The organism is Methanosarcina subterranea, from assembly GCF_055385895.1.
This window is the reverse complement of sequence record NZ_AP042426.1, coordinates 1,972,168-1,991,621: the sequence shown is the minus strand read 5'-3', so window position 1 is coordinate 1,991,621 and position 19,454 is coordinate 1,972,168. Positions and strand designations below refer to the sequence as shown.

The following is a 19,454-nucleotide window of genomic DNA, read 5'->3' as shown; positions in this document are numbered from 1 at the left end:
AACTGTGGACCACCAAAAAATCGAAAATAACAAAATATGCCTGTGCCTTTTTTTCCAACTTTTTGTTTTTTCCGATTTTTAAGAAAACTCTGGCAAAATATTAGTATTCTTAAAATAATATAGAGTTGGAGGAATCTGGTTGCGGCTTTTAAAAAGTTCTGTTGAACCTGTCAGAAAAGCAAATATTAATTCTACGGTACTGAAAATAGCGATAATGACTGCTCTTCTGCTGGTTCTTCTATGCCTTGTGCCCTCAGCCAGTGCAAGAGACTATGCGCTGGAAGGAGCAACAACGAATATAACTATAGACCCCTACGGCATAGTCCATGTTGAAGAATCGATTTCATACACATTTGAAGGGAATTACAACGAAGTTTTCAGAATACTGGAGGTGTCTTCCGGGGAATCTATCCGGAATATAGAGGGGCATTGTTCAGATGAAGCATGTACCTTCAGAGTCGAACCTGCTTCCGAAGGGTATGAGTTGATAGGTGAACTTCCGACCCCCACCCCGGAAAAAGTGACTTTTTTTGTTTCCTACGACCATTACGGCGCAGTCAAAGTCCACAGTGATATTTCCGAATTCCACTATAAGCTCTGGGGTGAAGAATGGGAAAAACCTCTGGGAAGCCTGAGAGGAAGCATCGCGCTCCCCGTGGAAAATGAAAGTGAGATCCAGTACTGGATCCATCCGGGTGGCTATACTCAGGATGCAAACGTGGAACAGAATATCCTCAGTTTAAAGACAAACGAAATTCCCTCCTACCAATGGTATGAAATCAGGGTTGCTTTTCCCAGAATTGAATCTCCCAATTCCAGTCTGGTCCAGATAGACGATGAAGAAGGACTTGAAGAAATATTAGCTATTGAGAACGAGTATGAAACAAAAGGCTCGATCTTAAAGAACCTTTATTATCTGACAATTTTGTTTGCTCTTCTTGTCCTGACATTTCCTTTCTTCGTTTATTTCAGGTACGGAAGAGAGCCAAAAATAGATTATGAGGCGATATATGAGAGGGAACCACCTACAGATTCCAGGCCTGCCGTGGTCAATGCCATCATGCAGGGGAAAATAGGCACTCCTACAATGGACGGGTTTACTGCTACGGTTATGAACCTTGCTAACCTTGGTTACATTTCTCTTCTCACTATTAAATCAGAAGAAAACGGAGCATTCGGTCTGTTCAAATCCGAATCCGAAGATATTTTAATTGAACTTGTCAGCCCCGAATCATATGCAAAAACTCAAGGAAACCTCCCTGAACTGGCAGATTTCGAGAAAGACGTGTTCAATTTATTGAAAAAACATGCTTCCGGAAATAAAATCTCATGGGATAAACTGAAAAAAGAGCTTGGAAGAGGAACTGATTTCTATCAATTTATGCTCGCCTGGAATAAAAAGGTTGAAAGGCATATTGTAATTGAGAAATTCTTCCGGTCCACAGGGAACACATATATGAGTATTTTTGGTATAGTAACTTTAATAGCTGCAGTTGTTTATTTTATTGCACTCTCTAACTATTTCCCTTCAAATTCATTTCCCCTTGTATCAAACATAAATATACTGGTGATTTTAAGCGGGTTTTTCGGGCTGGTTATGATAATTTTCTCCGGGACATTCGAAAAGGTACTGGGACGCTGGACTCCTGAAGGAAGGCTCTATTATAAACGCTGGACCAATTTTGAAAAATATCTTACCGATTTTTCTGCGCTCAAAGAGCACCCCCCGGAATCGATAAAGATCTGGGATTCTTATCTGGTGTATGCAACTGCTCTGGGAGTTGCAGAAGAAGTTCTTAAAAACATGTCTTTAGTCGTCCCTTCTGAACAGCTGAAAGCGAGTCACTTTTATTATGTGCACCACAGTTACGGCCAGTTCGGTTCCGGCTTCGGGAGAGCCTACTCATCATCCGCCCCATCTTCAAGCGGAAGTGGAGGCGGTGGAGTAGGCGGCGTGGGCGGCGGCTCGGGTGGAGGTGGCGGAGGTGCCCGATAAAACAATTTTGATAAACGGAAGGTGGTCTATTTGATAGCAGAAATTCTGGTAGTAGCAGTAATAATGCTCGGTTTGCTCTTCGTTATAATTTACAATGACCTTATAAAGCAAAGAAACAGGGTAGAAAATGCCTGGGCTCAGATAGAAGTCCAGCTAAAAAGGCGCTATGACCTTATCCCTAACCTGGTAGAAACAGTTAAAGGGTATGCAAAACACGAAAAAAACCTTTTAGAAAACATTACAAAAGCCAGGGCTGCAGTAATGTCTGCAAATAACGTACATGAAACGGCAGAAGCATCAAATTACCTTTCTTCCACCCTTAAGTCCCTCTTTGCAGTTGCAGAAAATTATCCTGACCTGAAAGCCAACCAGAATTTTATGCAGCTCCAGAAAGACCTTATGGAAACCGAAAACAAAATTGCCTATGCAAGACAGTTTTATAATGATACGGTTATGAAATACAACATCAGTATTCAGACAATTCCAAAAAATATTGTTGCTTCTATCACGGGATTCCAGAAAAAAGAGTTATTTGAAACCCTGCAAGCAGAAAGGGAAACCCCGAAAGTTGAGTTCTGATACCGTGTGCTGGCTCAGATTACTGGCTCAGTCACTTATTTTTTTATTTAGTTTATTTTTTGGTTTACTTTTTTTGGATCTCTGACCAGTTCCCAGAGTTATTCTACTTGTGAACCTTTTAAACACGTTTTCAATCATCCTTACTTACTGGTTTCTTTTTCTTTTTTGTCTGCAAAGCCGCTTTCTTTCGTCGAGCGTACAAGAATGGTCAGGTATAGCTAATACTATGTACAGGTCATAAAAGAAATCCTCCACCCCGGAAACGTCTTTTTAATTCACATGGCATCGAATTCCTCCGCCAGCCTGTCTGACGGGCTTTCCCATAAAGAAGAAAGAGTTAGGAGAATACAAAATAAAGAAGACAAATAAAGAAGACAAATAAAGAAGACAAATAAAATGAAGCTTGAAAGAGACTGAAATGCTCCTCTTGTTTTCAAATAGTCTGTTTTTTCTGTTCTAAAGCTTACCATTTTTTTTATTTCACATTATTTTCCGGCGTTTTCCTGTTTTTCTGTGGATATCCGGTTTCATCAGGTGATTTTTACTTTTTGATTTCTTGTTTTTTTCTTTCTCTTCTTTTTAGGAAAGGCCGCTCTTCTGCGTCGAGCGTGAAAGGAATGACCTGGTACAGCGAATAGGGCTGTAAGGGTCAAAAAGTTATAATTTATTCTCTTGAATGAAGTTCACTGCTATAAGCCATAGATTGGTCCTTTTGAGCGAAACGAAAAGGACCTTGTTGCTGTTGCACTTGCAGTGCAACTCTCAGAAAATCTTCGATTTCCTGTGATCCCGAAGCGAAACTCGGGCAGCGAGATTCGGGAAGTGCAGCCGGTAAGTAGTCAATAGATTAATATTACTCAAGGGCAAGCTGAATGTATCTCTTATCTATCTATTCTATCCCACGCCGCCCATTTGAGCTGTTAAGCTTGGATCGGGTCAAAGCATAATCTTTATCGGAAAAATAAAAAATTAAATATTAGCTCCAAATATTAGCCGCGATGTGGACTAGTGTCATGAAAATTTAATTATTGATCACCTAATAAGTTATGAATCCCTTTATACCGATAACGAACTATCAAAATATTATGTTCAATAATTAAATTGTCTCGACACTAGTAAAACATGATGTATATAAATGTGAAATAAAGTGGAGTCGAAAAATGGAAATTTCCCGCCTGCTAAATGAAATAAAAGCTTCCAGTCGCTATGAAAACCAGATAGTTCATATTGAAGAAACACCCTCGAGGGACGCGCTTTATTCACCTCTTGAGCTTAAGGCACAGATTAAAGCTGCCCTTTCAGGCATCGGGATTGAAGCCTTGTATTCCCACCAGGTTGAAGCAATCGAAGAGGTTAGGGAAGGAAAAGACATAGTGCTCTGTACAAGTACGGCAAGTGGAAAGTCCCTTACTTACATGATCCCTATTTTTGAAACTATTATGAAAGGACCTGAGACTACTGCCCTTTATATCTCTCCTCTCAATGCCCTTGTAAACGACCAGTTGAAATCTTTTCTTGAATTTGAAGGGGCACTTAATTCCGGGGCAGGTATAGCCCGTTATACCGGCGCCCTGACTGCAGCCCAGAAACGGGAAATAAGGGAAGGGCAGACGAATATTGTGTTCACAAACCCTGAAATGGTACACATGAGTTTCCTTGCCTGGCACCATCTCTGGAGGCGCTTTTTTTCAAACCTCAAATTCATTGTTGTTGACGAGAGCCATTACTACAGGGGGGTTATAGGGAGCAATATGGCAAATGTACTCAGAAGGCTTCTCAGGGTTGCGGAATACTATGGGGCTTCCCCGCAGTTTATCTGCTGTTCGGCAACCATAGGAAACCCGAAAGAGCATACCGAAACCCTCCTGGGGAGAGGGGCAGAGGTGGTTGAGAATAACGGGTCTTCACATGGTCCCCAGAAATTCGTGTTCTGGAACCCTCCACTTTACCTTAACGGGAGAGGGTGTACGATCAGAAAAAGCAGCTTTTCCGAAACTTCAACTCTTTTCACGCGGGCAGTCCAGGCTGGGCTCCAGACACTTGCCTTTACGCGGTCAAGGCAGGGAGTGGAACGCATGTATAAAAGCTGCAGGGAGCTTTTAAGAGAACGTGGTCTATCTTCTGCAGTCTGCTCTTACAGGAGTGGCTATTTTGACCGGGAAAGGGAAGAGATCGAAAAGAAGATGAATTCGGGAGAGCTCAGGGGCGTTATTTCAACAAACGCACTCGAACTCGGAATAGATATCGGAGGGCTTGATGCCTGCATTCTTGACGGCTATCCCGGTACGGTCATGAGCGCAAGGCAACAGGCGGGAAGGGCAGGCAGGAGCGGAAACGAAAGTCTTGTCCTTATGGTAGCCGGCACAAATGCCCTTGACCAGTATTATATGAGAAATCCGGACGACTTTTTTGCAAGGAGCAGCGAAAACGCAGTGCTTAACCCTAAAAACCCCTATATCCTTGCAGGGCACCTGCTCTGTGCAGCAAAAGAAATTCCTCTCAGGGCATCCGATGAAAAGTACTTTGGCAAAGGGTATTCAAGAGTTGTCGAGCTTCTGGAAGCCGAAGGGCTACTTGCAGGCAGTGATATGAAGTATTCCACTGACCCTTTTCCTTATAAACACGTCTCTCTGCGGGGGATAGATAACAATACTTACTCTCTTCTTGCCTTTGAAGGGGAGAAGAGCTTTCCCCTCGAAAAGGACATAGAAGAGACACTGGCTTTCCGGGAGTGTCATCCGGGTGCGGTCTACATGCACAGAGGGGAACCCTTCTACATAAACAGGATCGACCATGAAAAAAAGGAGATCCATGCCATAAAAACACACGACAGCTATTACACAAAACCCATGATAGATTCGTCAGTCCTGGTGCAGGAGACCTATGTGGTAAAGCCGCTCCTGCACGCTCCTGAGGTAGAGGTCGGGCTTGGGGAAGTAGAGGTAACTGATAGGATAATAGGTTACAGGAAAATCAGGACCCATAGCGACGAAACCATGAGTGCACATGACCTTGAAATGCCTCCGATAACTCTCCAGACAGTTGCCCTCTGGCTTAAACTTCCAGACAGGCTTCAGGAATTGATTGGAAAGTATAAGCTTGACTTTGCAGGCGGGATCCATGCTGTCGAGCATGCAATGATTTCCATGTACCCTCTGCACCTGCTAGTGGACAGGAGTGATGTAGGCGGGGTTTCAACTCCATCCCATCAAGACCTCGGAGGTAAGAGCGGGATATTCATTTATGACGGGCACAGGGGAGGAGTCGGGTATGCCGAAAAAGGTTATGATCTCATTGAAGAGGTACTGGAAGGCACCTTAAAAGCCATTGAAAGCTGCCCCTGCGAAAGCGGTTGCCCTGGTTGTATCCAGTCTCCCAAATGCGGGAACAATAATGAGCCTCTTGACAAGCACGCTGCAATCATGCTCCTGCACGAACTCCTGGGAAAAGTCCCCTACATCCCACCCGAAAAAAAAGAAAAACACCTTTCCGAAGCCAGAGCCCTCAAGCAGACCTCGCAAAAAACGGATTCAGGGGATGCCCTTGACAGAGTCAGGAAGCAGCTCAGGCGGGAAACCATAAAACATGAATCTCAGGCAGGGCAGGAGAAAAAGGAAAGAACCTTTATTGCCACTGACGAAAACGGAGTGATGATCGGAGTCGTCTCAGCCCCTGCTCCGGAAAAAGCTGTGGTAAGAATATTCCAGCAGAAGTTCAGGGGAAACGAAGAACCTGCAAAGGAGAAGCCCCTGGAAATCCGTATCCGTGACCTTGGGGCAGGCAGTGATTATAACTTCAGGGTATGGATTGAAATTTCCGTAAATAAAGAGAATGAGGATATTGACGAAGATGTTAACGAAAAGGATGGAAAAAAGGTTGTGAAGAAACTGATTATCAGGAAAGTAAACTGAAAAATAACAGGCCTGATAATAGTTCTCAAATCTGGCCATCAAGGCTAAGGGGTTGACTTTATCATAAAGATTTGTTTGCCATATTTGATCAATTGCTTCCGATTTGCTCCTTAGCCCTGACTTTGCTGATTTTCGGTTTTTCACTGATTTTTCAATTTAAGATATTCATTTACTTTCGGAGACTGTAATATACCCAGGCATGATTCTGGTGTTGCTGCCGTTTTCATTCGTTACGGTAAGACTTACATCGTACTTTCCCGGTTCAGTAAATGTATGAGTTGCGTTTAAAGCATGTTTTGAATTAATACCATCTCCGAAATCCCAGAACCAGTAAATCGGTGCACCTGTACTGTTGTCAGTAAATAAGATTTTTAAGGGTGCATTTCCTGATGTTGTATTCGCAAAGAAGTCAGAGACAGGCGTTTTTAGTGATGGTTCTATTACTGAGACAGTACACACGTAAATATCCGCATTTTCTATGTCAGGATGACCATCCAGTCTATATTTATTACGCCAATCCATCCAAACTATCCTGTCGCCATAGATTGCAGGGCCTGACTGTCCTGATTTGTTTGTGGTGATCTGAGTTTCCGTGTTAGTATAGAGATCGTACATGTAGATATCGGCATTTCTGTTACGATCATCCATCCATACTATCCTGTCACCGTAGATAGCAAAATCCTCCAGAAAGCCGTTGTTGATAGTGATTCGAGTTTCCTTAGAAGTGGAGAGATTATACATATAGATATCCCCTTTCCCATTGCGATTATCCTTCCACACTATATTGTCTCCGTAGATAGCAGGATAATACTGATCTGAATTATTGGTAGTTATTCGAGTTTCCGTAGAAGTAGAGATGTTATACATGTAAATGTCTGTGGGATTATAACTGCCCTCTCCATTGCGAGAATCCTGCCACACTATTTTGTCCCCGTAAATTGCAGGATATACTTGCGATGATTCATTGGTAGTTATTTGAGTTTCCTTGAAAGTAGAAAGGTCATACATATAAATATCAGCGTTTCCGTTGCGATTATCCTCCCAAACTATCCTGTCCCCGTAAATAGCAGGATCTCCTGCCTTTCCGCTGTTAGTGATCTGAGTTGCTTTTGAAGTGGAAAAGTTATACATGTGTATATCGGATCTGTCCAATACATTGGGATTACTGGTACTGCGATATTCCTGCCAGACTATTCTATCACCATAGATTGCAGGTCCCATAGTATAGTCATAGGAAGAACCGTTGATTGTAATCTGAGTTTCCTTGGAAGTAGAGAGATCATACACGTAAATATTGTAATTCCCCAACCCACTTCGATCATCAAAAAACACTATTTTATCCCCGTAAATAGCAGGTTTCGTCTGATTTGATTTGTTTGTAGTAATCTGAGCCTCCGTGAGAGTATATTGAGGCCTATTGGACGCTATTACTGGATATAGTCTCGAGGAAGTACCGTTTGCATTGCTTACTGTCAGATTGACAGTATAGGTGCCGGATACAGGGTATATGTTGACTGGTGTTTTACCGGTAGAGTCAGCGACTCCGTCATTGTCGAAATCCCATACCCTGGCTGTTGCATTCTGGGAAAGGTCTGTAAACAGGACAGAAAGAGGTACATAACCACTGCTTACATTAGTACTGAAGTCTGCAATAGGAAATACTGGCTGCCGGTCTTTGGGCATAGAGACGAGAGGAAGGTAATCAATATCATACGCACTGGCTGTATAGATCAAGTCCCCGATTCCATCTGTATTCCAGTCGTTGCAGTTTTGAGAGAATCCGGTTCCGTCAGGTTTTGCCCAGAAGTTTCCGCCAAGGTAAGATCCGCCTGCAATGTTAGTGCCTGAGGTCTTTGTAGTGTTCAAGGCAACAGTATTTTTTCCGTCGCTGATGTTTGTTGCCTTTGCAATAAAATAATTGCCTGTATAGTTGCCTGTATCGTTAAAGAAATTGATTGTATTATTGAATATATTATTGTAGAATCGATTAGTTCCATTATATGGAACCTCAGAGTTAACTTGTTTGATATATACTCCGTATTGCTTGTTTAGTTCCACCCTGTTACTGGTAACCAGATTACCGGAAGAATCGCCTTCTAATGATATTCCTATATTGTTGTTTGAAATGGTGTTGTTTAAGAGTGAATTGGCTCCTGCCTGGTCTATGGTCGAGCCGCTTAACAATATCCCAATGTTGTTTTTTGAAATAGTGTTGTTTAAAAATGAGTTGCCTCCTGAGTCCCCAACATAAATTCAGTAGTTCGCTAAAATCTTTCCTCCACTTTTACTCTACCTTCATTTATCTCAAACACCACACTGTTGTCCTCACTCTTAACTTTCTTCTTATCCATTCCTTAATAATAAGTATAAATACTTCAAATCTGAACTTATCCTCATCTATGACCTGAGGTCCTCTTTTGACAATAGTAAAATGTTTATTCTGAATGTATAGCCATATATTTTTTAGTAGAAAGGATACCAATGCATAAAAGTACCTTATAGTTGCGTTTTTAGATGATGTCTTTGGTCTAACCACATTCCTCATCCTGTATGACGATTCAATAGCAAATCTTCTTCTGTAAACTGTACTGACCTTTCTTGGAGACCATTTAACTCCAAAAACAACAAAACCAAGGTTCTCACATCCCTTTTTACCTCTCTTTCCTTTCAGATACTTAACATCAATGATAATGTCTAAAAGAATCTTTTTCTTAGAATTCTTCATGACATATTGTGTACTTCGAGCCTTATTCCCATTCATAAGTTGCTTCATCTTCTCTCCTTTCTTGACAACAGGAACTATGTGAGGAACACCATTACTTTGCAAAAATTCAAACACATCTATAGAATAAAACTCTCTATCAAGGCAGAGAACCTTGATTTTAAAATTCAGTCTTTTGATGAGATAGAGAAAATAGGAGAGGTATTCAACCATTGGTTTTTTCTTTTCTACAGGAAGAACAGATACAGTAAACCTTTCGTTCTTGTTAGTGATGTAGAGGGAGATATATGAGTAAAAAGAGTTTGTTGACTTTTTAGCTTGGCTACGAATTACATATTTCTCGTTAGACGAATCTGTTTTCCCGTAATAAGGATCGTTGGTTAAATCAATGGCAAACTCATAGCTCTTACCTGTTTTGAGAGTTTTTAGGGGATTTTGAAGAAGAATCTTTTCATTGGATAGGATCAATTCGTCCATGTTTAGTTTCTTAAGATGGTAACGTAAAGATGTTTCACAAGCAACAGCAGAATACTGTTTTGAGACAGAATGGACTGAACTCTTATCGACTGCCAAACTCACAACAGTACGAATAATGTCTTCACTTGTAAGTGAACCATTGATCTTGAGGATTACATGAGATGTGAGAGGTTGTAATACAGAATCAATACAGTACTTTGACTTTAATTCGATTTTAAACCTATTTCTGAACTTATTTGTGAAAAAAGACATAGAGAGGCATTTTTCATTACATATAAAGGTATCGAGAAGCTTCCGTAATGAGGAAATCAAAATTAGCGAAGTACTGAAATTCCTATGTCATTAGACATCAGAGTATTATTGTGAACTATGTTAGACCCCGTGAGCCGGGTTAGACAGATACCTTCACTACAATTTACAATCGTATTATTTTCTATGTCAGAAGAAGTTTCAAAAAGTCCAATTCCGTGGCCATTTGAAATATAGTTACCAATAATTTTGTGGCTACCGCCTTCACTCACCAATATGCCACCCTTGAGAAGGGTATTATTAAGCAGAAGACATTTATACGGTCCGTGAGAAATACCAATACCTCCGTCGACAAGTAAATTGTCAGATATTGTAAAATTAGAATCAGCGTAAGGACCAGCTACACTGATACCTGATTTCAAAACTATGTTTTTCTCAATAGTGGAATTATAACAATCATCAGCCCCAATACCTAGTTCCAAAATGTTATTTTTAACAGTGCAGTTTTCAATTTTAGCATACCAGAGTTCACCATTACGACCTTTTAAAACTAAGTTTTCTTGTATTTTAAACCCGCTTACGGTAATATTGTTTACACTAAGTTTAAAAGCCCTAACAGCAGTATCTTCAGGATTTTCAGAATTAGAAAGGATGCTTATGTTCTGTATCCCTATATCCACACTTTCATTATAAAGACCCGGATAAACAAGAATAATATCTCCAGCCGACGAATTATTTACTGCTTCTTGGATTGATTTAAAATCTGCACCTGAACCATTATCATCCACCGTAATCTCCCTGGCGGATGCAGGGCTATAAACCGCGACTATAAGAAAGACAGCAACCGCTAAAAGAACGGTTAATTTATTCACCCACACCTGTTACTTTCCCCCTTTAAACCAGAAATATGAAATTAATAGGGCTCTTAAAAAAGATCAGTCATTCAAGAGCTAATAGGATTTATTTTCTTTGTTATATATTCCTAATTGCTTCCTCAGTAAAAACAATGCAGGTTGGAAAGTTAGATTCAGTTTAAAAGGTCAAAAGCCTTTAAATTTATTTTTTAATACTTCTTATTTCTTAGTTTTGTATTCAATTCAGATGCACCTTTATACATTTGAGATAAATGAATGTTTTTAGGTGGGCAGTTTTATACTCAATTAAAGTATAGATAAAGAGCTGTTTGCGAAAACTACCTCTGCCACAGGTTTTTGCCTATTTTTTGACTTATATTTTCCAGTTTCCTTTTATTCAGCGTACCCATAAATTAATTATATCCATAAACATAAAGAAAAATTTAAAGCAAAGTCGAATGTGAGGTAGTTCCTGCAGCGCAAAAAACGATCACTGCTCACTGTATTCTGGTAAATTCAGAGTTTCGGATTTTGGGCCAGCTATTGTTTTATTTTTAGCCTATCCGAAACTAATATTATGCTAGAATTATAAATCTAGAATTGCGCCATTTCATTAAATCAAAATGATTTCATCATTAAATCAAAATGATTTCATCATTAAATCAAAATGATTTCATTATGACTCTAGCCAACAGTTCATAAATAATCCATAAACAGTTCATAAATAATCCATAAACAGTTCATAAATAATCCATAAACAGTTCATAAATAATCCATAAACAGTTCATAAATAATCCATAAACAGTTCATAAATAATCCATAAACAGTTCATATATCCCATTTCTACCCGTATTAGTATGATATCTATCAGGTAGTCTTAATTAATTTTTAAGCAAAAGGTTCTTTAGCTGGATAGGGTATGCAAAGAGTATTTCCAGGATCTGAAATCAAAGAAATACCACCTTAAAGTATAATATTAGCATCAATAATGAAGTCAAACTACGTTTTGGGATGAGCCCATAAGAAGGAAGTTATTGATATGACTGAACGACAGATTGAAAGTGTGCTTATTGAAATTCCTAAAGGAAGTCGAAACAAATATGAGTACGATAAGGAAAGAAAAGTGATTAAATTCGACAGGATGCTTTTTTCTTCAATTGTATATCCCTGTGATTATGGCTTTTTCCCTGATACTTTAGCGCGTGACGGTGACCCTTTGGATGCCATGGTATTGACATGGGAACCTACATTTCCGGGATGTGTAATAGATGTACACCCGGTTGCATTATTTGACATGGAAGATGATAAAGGAAGAGATGAAAAAATCCTCTGTGTTCCGAAGAACGACCCGTTATGGAATTTTATAGAAACGATTGAACAGGCTCCTCCTCATCTGTTAAAGGAAATTACTCACTTCTTTGAAACTTATAAGAATTTAGAACACAAACACGTGAAGGTTATTGGCTGGGACGGTCTCGAAGCAGCAGTCAATGTAATCCGGGAAGCTAAATCTCGACATATTGAACAAAATAAATAACGTAATCAGTGATGAGTTATCCTTTGGTTTTGGGTTGTGGGATGTTCACAAGTGGGGACATATACTATCGGCAGCATAATTTCTTTTTTAAAGGAGATTGGCAGCCGTGTGAATGTGAACGACCAGATTCCCAAACTTTCACAGAATAGGGGGTGCATTTTTAAGAGGTTTCGAGGTAATAATTTACTTTTCATTTATATTTATGATATTGGATGAAAGTTTTTTATACCGAGAACTCCATATAGTTAGATAGTGGGAAAAAATATGAAATAGTGGGAACAGGAGGAGGATTATTTGCAAAAGTTGTTTTTTCTGATGGTGTTCACCTGCCTATTTATGGGCATGATGCTTGCAATTCCTTTCATCCAGTGATTTATGAACTGGTAACTGGCTGTATATAAATATAAAGCACGCCAATAGTAGGGGCTCAGCGCAGATTTTGTCCTGATATGGGGATTCAGGTATGACGCGGCTTTTTGCCGAAGCTTTTTGCCGAATGACTGTTCGGTAGAAGCAGATGCGGCATGAAGGTGGGTGTAAATACGAATAGGAAATATAGAGTCTGTTAAAGACTGTGTGGATTACAGAAAATTAGAAATAAGTTTATATTGATAACCTTAAAGAAATTAGCAGGTTACTCCGGTGCTTAAGGTTATCCGGTGTTTAAAATTCCGGAGCTTAAAGTTAAATTCCAGGGGGGTTGCCCATGGGTGATGGAAATCAGGCTGTTGAGAAAGAAAAGATCAGCTCAGCATATGATATTGTAATTATAGGGGCAGGGCCTGCGGGAATGTTTGCAGCTTATGAACTTGCAGCCGGGAAGCTGAAAATTCTTGTTATTGATATGGGCAGGGACATTGACAAACGCCTCTGTCCTATGAAAACCCAGAGTTACTGTATGCACTGCACTCCGTGTGAGATCATGTGCGGGGTCGGGGGCTGCGGAACTTTTTCTGACGGGACCCTGAACCTACGGCCTGATATCGGCGGAGACCTTGCAGCCCTGACAGGAGACCAGACCGAAGCCTGGGATCTGGTGGAAAGGGTTGATAAAGTTTTCTTGAAATTCGGAGCGCCTCAGGACGCCCTCCTTACCGAAGGCCCGGAAATAGAGGAGCTAAAACGCAGGGCTGCCTCGGTCGGAGCCCGGTTTATAGAAATTAAGCAGCGGCATATAGGTTCGGACAACGCCCCTGTAGTCATAGGGCGTTTCAAACAGGACCTTGTTGACAAAGGCGTGGATTTCTTGATAGAGACCGAAGTTCAGGACCTGCTTATTGAGGACGGAGTTTGCAAAGGAGTTATACTCTCAGGCGGAAGAGTCATCCGCACACGTTACGTGCTCCTGTCTCCGGGAAGAAGGGGCTGCAACTGGGTCTCGGAGATGATTGAAACTCACGATATAGAAGCCCGTTACGGCGGAATTGATCTGGGGGTCAGGGTAGAAGTCCCTGCAATTATTATGGACCCTGTAACGAAAATCAACAGGGATCCCAAGTTCCATATCCAGAGCCGTCGCTATGATGACTTTGTCAGGACTTTCTGCACCAACAGGCGTGGCTTTGTCGTAAAAGAAGAGTATGAGGATTTTATTGCGACCAACGGTCATTCGATGGCAAACACGGAATCGGAAAACACCAATTTCGCATTCCTTGTGCATATCGAATTGACCGAGCCCATGGAAAACACAACCAAATACGCACGCTCAATCGCAAAGCTTGCGACAACAATAGGCGGAGGAAAGCCTGTCCTCCAGCGCATGGGCGATCTCAGGCGCGGACGCCGTTCTACAAAAGAGCGACTTGCCAAAAACCTGGTCATAAACACATTAAAAGATGTCACACCCGGCGATATCTCAATGGCTCTCCCGCACAGGATAGTCATGGATATAATCGAAGGCCTCGAGACCTTAAATGAGATCATTCCCGGCGTTGCCTCGGACTCGACCCTGCTATACGCCCCTGAAGTCAAGTTCTACGCCATGCACCTGAAAGTCGACCGCCAGATGGAGACCAGCATCAAAAACCTCTTTGCAGCAGGAGATGGCGCAGGCCTCTCAAGGGACATAGTCAATGCCGCCGCGACCGGAATCATGGCTGCTGAAGGGATTCTTAAAAAGGTTCAAGAAGGTATCAAGAACGCCGAATAATACTAAAAACAAACTAATACTAAAAACAAATATTGAAGGCTCTAAAGGTTAAAAAAATCCTTAATAGGTTAAATAATTTCAAAAATTATTTTCTTTTTTGTTTTTAGTTTTGTTTTTTAAAAGAGGTGCGTTCCCACCTAAAAACCTGGAAGTTCCGAAAGGCGTTTAAATGATTTAAATTTTTAATTTTTTAATTTTTAGTTGGGAAGAGGTTTGAAGTATCTGACTTGTGGGTTGAGAGTTTTTCGTTTTTTAATCTTTTTAGTGTGGGTAGATCTTTTTGGAGTAGGTATTTGTTTGCTAGTGGGGTGTTCATTTGATGAGAACGCAATTCATACTATGCACTCCGGGTATATATTATTTTTAACGAATAATCGCAACGCAGCTCTATAATCATTAGTGAATTATATTATTTTTAGTTTATTGATTCAATGTTTATATTCATAGTATAATAAAATCAAAAAATTATAAACACTCTATAAAATCATTGAAATCACTATGGAATACTCTAAAAACTGTTATAAAACATACCGAAAACTGTTGAAAGATATTCAGGGAAATGCTGAAAAAATATTGTACCTTCAAGAATTTCAAAAGTACAAGAAGCTTGGTAGAGCACAGGTAGAGCACAAGAAGTTAGTAGAAGTGAACTACAACGAAAGTTATTTTAAAAGAGTTTGCGTTCCCACCTGAAAAACCTGAAAGTTCCGAAAGGAATTGAAAAGATTTAAATTTTTAACTTTTTAATTTTTAGTTTGGGAAGAGTTTTGAGGTATTTGTGGGTTGTGAGTTTATCGTTTTTTAATCTTTTTAGTGTGGGTAGATCTTTTTGGAGTAGGTGTTTGTTTGCTAGTGGGGTGTTCATTTGATGAGAACGCAATTCATACTATGCACTCCGGGTATATATTATTTTTAACGTATAATCTCAACGCACCTCTATAATCATTAGTGAATAAGGATACCTTTTGGTTTAATGGCCTAATGTTATATTAGTGGTATAATAAAATCTGGAAATTATAATAATTTCTCTAAAAAATACTAAAATATGCTGAAAAGCAATAGATCTACAAGAATTTCAAAAAGACCGGAAATCTAAAACACAATAAATCTAATAGTCGAAGCAGGAATTACAATAACTTACCGTCTAACACGATATGATTGGATAACTACTAAAAATTATGTTAGTTCAGGTTATTTTTAATTTTGTTTAAAAGAGTTTGCGTTCCCACCTAAAAACCTGGAAGTTACTAAAAAATTTAAAAGATTTAACTTTTTAATTTTTAGTTTGGGAAGAGTTTTGAGGTATTTGTGGGTTGAGAGTTTTTCGTTTTTTAATCTTTTAGTTTGGGGTAGATCTTTTTGGAGTAGGTGTTTGTTTGCTAGTGGAGTGTTCATTTGATGAGAACGCAATTCATACTATGTATTTGTAGTATATATTATTTTTAACATATAATTACAACGTTGAGATATAATCATGAGTGAATCATTGTAACTTTTAGTTTAATAGTCTAAGTGTTATACTGGTAGAATAATGCATTGTCAAAATCAGAAAACGATCGAAGCGTATTGAAAAACGGTTTGTTGAATAACTGTCGTACCTGCAAAATTTCAAAAACACAAGACATTTAATAGTTAAAGTAGTGAATTACACTAAAAATTATTTGCCGTCTAAAGTGATAGTAAATTCTGCCGAATGACTGTAAATGGAAAACACTGATAAAAAAGAACTGAGTGAAAGGGATATTCGCTCGAAGTTTATAACGCCTGCGATCAGACAGGCTAACTGGGAAGAACGCCAGATCCGGGAAGAAGTTAATCTCACCAAAGGCAGAATCATTGTCAAAGGCTCGGCCGCAAGCAGGGAAAAACCTAAAAGAGCTGACTATATACTCTCCTACAAACCTAATCTTCCTCTTGCAGTGGTAGAAGCTAAAAGAAATATCTATGCTGTCGGGGAGGGCATGCAGCAGGCACTTATGTATGCTGAAATGCTGGACATCCCTTTTGCTTTCAGCTCTAACGGGGACGCATTTTTGCTTCACGACCGGACAGAGACTCTCGGAAAGGTGGAAGAGGAAATTCCGCTGGACAGATTTCCTGCTCCCGAATTCCTGTGGCAGAAGTACTGTGAATGGAAGGGGCTTGACGAAGGCAGGCAAAAAATCGTAACTCAGGATTATTTTATCGATCAGCAGAAATTACTGCGATACTACCAGCGCATAGCAATTAACCGCACAATAGAGGCAATAGCGAAGGGTCAGGATCGCATTCTGCTTGTTATGGCAACAGGTACGGGAAAAACGCTTACGGTTTTTCAGATCATCTGGCGCCTCTGGAAAGCAGGGGTAAAGAAAAGAATCCTCTTTCTGGCAGACCGGAACATTCTGGTCGACCAGACAAAGATCAATGACTTCAAGCATTTCGGAACTGCCATGACAACACCCTCGCCCGCCCGCTTCGGGACTACACCCCAAAAGACCGCGTAGACGTAATTGTTACAAATCCACCCTTCGGAGGCGTGGAAGAAGACGGTATAGAGACAAACTTCCCTACCAACTTCCAGACCCGCGAGACTGCTGACCTTTTCTTAGTCCTGATAACGCACATTTTAAAAGACGGAGGCCGCTGCGCAATAGTCTTACCCGACGGAACCCTTTTCGGGGAAGGCGCAAAGACCCGCATCAAAGAAAAACTCCTTCAGGAGTGCAACCTGCATACAATTGTCCGCCTCCCGAATGGCGTTTTCAGCCCCTACACCGGCATAAAAACCAATCTCCTTTTCTTCACCAAAGGCGAGCCCACAAAAGAAGTCTGGTACTACGAACACCCCTACCCCGCCGGCTACAAGTCCTATTCCAAAACCAAACCCATGCGCATAGAAAAGAATTCGCCCCCGAAAAAGCTTGGTGGAATAACCGCGAAGAAAGTGAAAATGCCTGGAAAGTCAAAGTAGAAGACATAATCGCCAGCAACTACAACCTCGACATTAAAAACCCTAACACTGTGGAAAATGACCACGGTGACCCTGAAGAGTTGCTGGAAAAGTATAGAGCCCTCCTTTCAGAGATCGAAGAAACCCGGACCGCTCTCAAAAATGAACTCATGGACGCGCTGGCAGGGAAAAACGCATGAATCCGAACATTTTTTTCAAAAACTTTGAGCTGCTTGCCGATGCGCCGAATGGCGTGCAGAAGCTGAGGGAGCTTATTTTACAGCTTGCGGTTATGGGAAAACTTGTAGAACAGGACCCAAATGATGAGCCGGCATCGGTATTGAGCAAAAAAAGCTCTAAATCTTTGAAACCTGTGCAAGAAAACGAAATACCGTTTGATTCCCCAAGAGGCTGGATTTTTACTTTTATGGATCAGGTTTCAAATGCTATTCATTACGGATATACAGCTTCTGCAAATGATTCTTTGAATGATGTTCGGCTACTTAGAATCACAGATATTCAAAACAATAAGGTTAATTGGGAGACTGTTCCAGGATGTGAAATCGACAACCAGAAACTTAATTCTTATGCTCTAAATAACAACGATTTGCTCATTGCTAGAACAGGCGGAACTATAGGGAAATCTTACTTAGTTGAAAACTTAGTTTTAAAAGCTGTTTTTGCTTCATACCTTATTAGAATAGTACCAAATACCCTAATTTTTCCAAAATATTTAAAATTATACGCGGATTCCCCACTTTACTGGGATCAACTCTATTCCAAGTGTGCTGGAACTGGTCAACCAAATGTCAATGCAACATCTTTAAAGTCTTTGATTGTTCCTATTCCACCCCTCGCCGAACAGAAACGCATAGTCTCCAAAGTCGACGAACTGATGGCTCTCTGCGACAAACTCGAAGCCCGCCGCCAGAAAAAACAGGAACTTCAGAGTAAACTTAACAGCGCTGCTCTTGACAGGATGCTCAACGCAGAAAATCAGGAAGAATTTGAACAAAACTGGCAGCGCATCTGTGAAAATTTCGATCTTCTTTATGACAACCCTGAAAATGTTGAAAAACTAAGGCAGGCTATTCTTCAGCTTGCGGTTCAGGGGAAACTTGTGGAACAGGATCCTGAGGATGAGTCGGCGAGTGTTTTGATTGAGAAAATTGAAGCTGAAAAAAAGAATATGGTTAAGGGTAAAAAGGCGAAAAAATCAGAACCTGTGACACAATTAGAAAATGAAGAAATACCTTATGAGCCACCAAGAGGATGGACATGGAGCTATCTTGAAAATCGATCCATAAAAATTACTGATGGAGAACACTCAACCCCCGAAAGAACATCGTCTGGTTACTATTTGCTATCAGCCCGAAATGTTCTAAATGGAGAAATATCCTTGGAGGATGTTGATTATGTGCCAGAAAAAGAGTTTTTAAGATTAAGAAAAAGGTGTGATCCAAATAAAGATGATGTTTTAATTTCTTGCTCAGGAAGTGTTGGAAGAGTTGCTGTAGTAGACAAGGATGATGCATACGTCATGGTCAGAAGTGCAGCATTGGTAAAGCCTTATCTTCAACATATAAACAGTAAATACTTGGCTTATGCTCTTAGGTCACCTGTAATTCAAAACCAAATCATCGAAGAATCCTGATCAACAGCCCAATCAAATCTGTTCCTTGGTAAAATAAAGAATTTAAAAATAATATTACCGCCCCTCAATGAACAAAGACGTATCGTTGAAAAAGTTGAACAGCTCATGGGTTTATGTGATGAACTCGAATCCAAACTAAGGAAATCTCGGGAAGACAGCGAGAAACTTATGGAAGCGGTTGTTAGAAGGTGCAGCCGCTGGAAAAACAGAATTGGAGAAGCCTATCCCGCTACAGGTAGTGAGTATTCAATTGAAGTAAATTAAATTTATTTCAATTTTTTAACATCGTAAGAAAAGATCAGGTTAGAAGGGGTTATGGCCTGAAAAATAAAAAAGAAGTTGTAAAAGCCTGAAAAATAAAAAAGAAGTTGTAAAAATCTGCCCCTAAAACCAT

General features: G+C 40.3%; 10 protein-coding genes and 4 pseudogenes. 11 read left to right on the top strand and 3 right to left on the bottom strand.

Features of this window, described 5'->3' with window-relative positions:
- The first annotated feature begins 139 nt into the window (after positions 1–139).
- The 3 genes from ACZ5A8_RS08760 to ACZ5A8_RS08750 all read left to right on the top strand — a co-directional run bounded on the left by ACZ5A8_RS08760 (position 140) and on the right by ACZ5A8_RS08750 (position 6,486).
- Entirely contained in the window at positions 140–1,996 is a 1,857-nt protein-coding gene (locus ACZ5A8_RS08760; RefSeq protein WP_464533394.1) for a DUF2207 domain-containing protein, read from the top strand.
- 21 nt (positions 1,997–2,017) lie between these two features.
- Positions 2,018–2,575 carry a LemA family protein gene (locus tag ACZ5A8_RS08755; RefSeq protein ID WP_464533392.1) on the top strand — a complete coding sequence of 186 codons (558 nt, stop codon included), beginning with the start codon at positions 2,018–2,020 and terminating at the stop codon, positions 2,573–2,575.
- 1,160 nt (positions 2,576–3,735) lie between these two features.
- The gene (locus tag ACZ5A8_RS08750; protein WP_464533391.1) at positions 3,736–6,486 is read left to right on the top strand and encodes a DEAD/DEAH box helicase; all 2,751 of its coding nucleotides are present in this window, start codon (positions 3,736–3,738) and stop codon (positions 6,484–6,486) included.
- Positions 6,487–6,651: 165 nt separating this feature from the next.
- Here ACZ5A8_RS08750 and ACZ5A8_RS08745 read toward each other — a convergent pair.
- The 3 genes and pseudogenes from ACZ5A8_RS08745 to ACZ5A8_RS08735 all read right to left on the bottom strand — a co-directional run.
- A pseudogene (locus ACZ5A8_RS08745) lies at positions 6,652–8,739 on the bottom strand (PKD domain-containing protein); the annotation flags it as partial.
- A 46-nt stretch (positions 8,740–8,785) separates the two neighbouring features.
- A complete protein-coding gene (locus ACZ5A8_RS08740) occupies positions 8,786–9,937 on the bottom strand; it encodes an ISH3 family transposase (RefSeq protein ID WP_464530343.1) in 1,152 nt (383 codons plus the stop codon).
- A 62-nt stretch (positions 9,938–9,999) separates the two neighbouring features.
- Positions 10,000–10,812, bottom strand: coding sequence for a right-handed parallel beta-helix repeat-containing protein (locus tag ACZ5A8_RS08735; RefSeq protein WP_464533389.1), 813 nt, complete (start codon positions 10,810–10,812; stop codon positions 10,000–10,002).
- A gap of 1,015 nt (positions 10,813–11,827) precedes the next feature.
- Between ACZ5A8_RS08735 and ACZ5A8_RS08730 the strand changes: the two genes are divergently transcribed.
- The 8 genes and pseudogenes from ACZ5A8_RS08730 to ACZ5A8_RS08695 form a co-directional block, all read left to right on the top strand.
- The gene (locus ACZ5A8_RS08730; protein ID WP_464533388.1) at positions 11,828–12,325 is read left to right on the top strand and encodes an inorganic diphosphatase; all 498 of its coding nucleotides are present in this window, start codon (positions 11,828–11,830) and stop codon (positions 12,323–12,325) included.
- Positions 12,326–13,031: 706 nt separating this feature from the next.
- The gene (locus tag ACZ5A8_RS08725) at positions 13,032–14,474 is read left to right on the top strand and encodes an NAD(P)/FAD-dependent oxidoreductase (RefSeq protein WP_464533386.1); all 1,443 of its coding nucleotides are present in this window, start codon (positions 13,032–13,034) and stop codon (positions 14,472–14,474) included.
- Between the two features lie 498 nt (positions 14,475–14,972).
- Positions 14,973–15,167, top strand: coding sequence for a hypothetical protein (locus ACZ5A8_RS08720; protein WP_464533385.1), 195 nt, complete (start codon positions 14,973–14,975; stop codon positions 15,165–15,167).
- Positions 15,168–16,177: 1,010 nt separating this feature from the next.
- Positions 16,178–16,912 (top strand): annotated as a pseudogene (locus ACZ5A8_RS08715) (DEAD/DEAH box helicase family protein); the annotation flags it as partial.
- 41 nt (positions 16,913–16,953) lie between these two features.
- Positions 16,954–17,427: pseudogene (locus ACZ5A8_RS08710) on the top strand (HsdM family class I SAM-dependent methyltransferase); the annotation flags it as partial.
- 50 nt (positions 17,428–17,477) lie between these two features.
- On the top strand, positions 17,478–17,606 hold the full coding sequence (locus ACZ5A8_RS08705) for a hypothetical protein (protein ID WP_464533383.1): 129 nt from the start codon (positions 17,478–17,480) through the stop codon (positions 17,604–17,606).
- Positions 17,603–19,060, top strand: coding sequence for a restriction endonuclease subunit S (locus ACZ5A8_RS08700; RefSeq protein ID WP_464533381.1), 1,458 nt, complete (start codon positions 17,603–17,605; stop codon positions 19,058–19,060). The genes ACZ5A8_RS08705 and ACZ5A8_RS08700 overlap by 4 nt, the downstream gene beginning before the upstream one ends.
- Before the next feature lie 12 nt (positions 19,061–19,072).
- Positions 19,073–19,324: pseudogene (locus ACZ5A8_RS08695) on the top strand (restriction endonuclease subunit S); the annotation flags it as partial.
- Positions 19,325–19,454 lie beyond the last annotated feature (130 nt).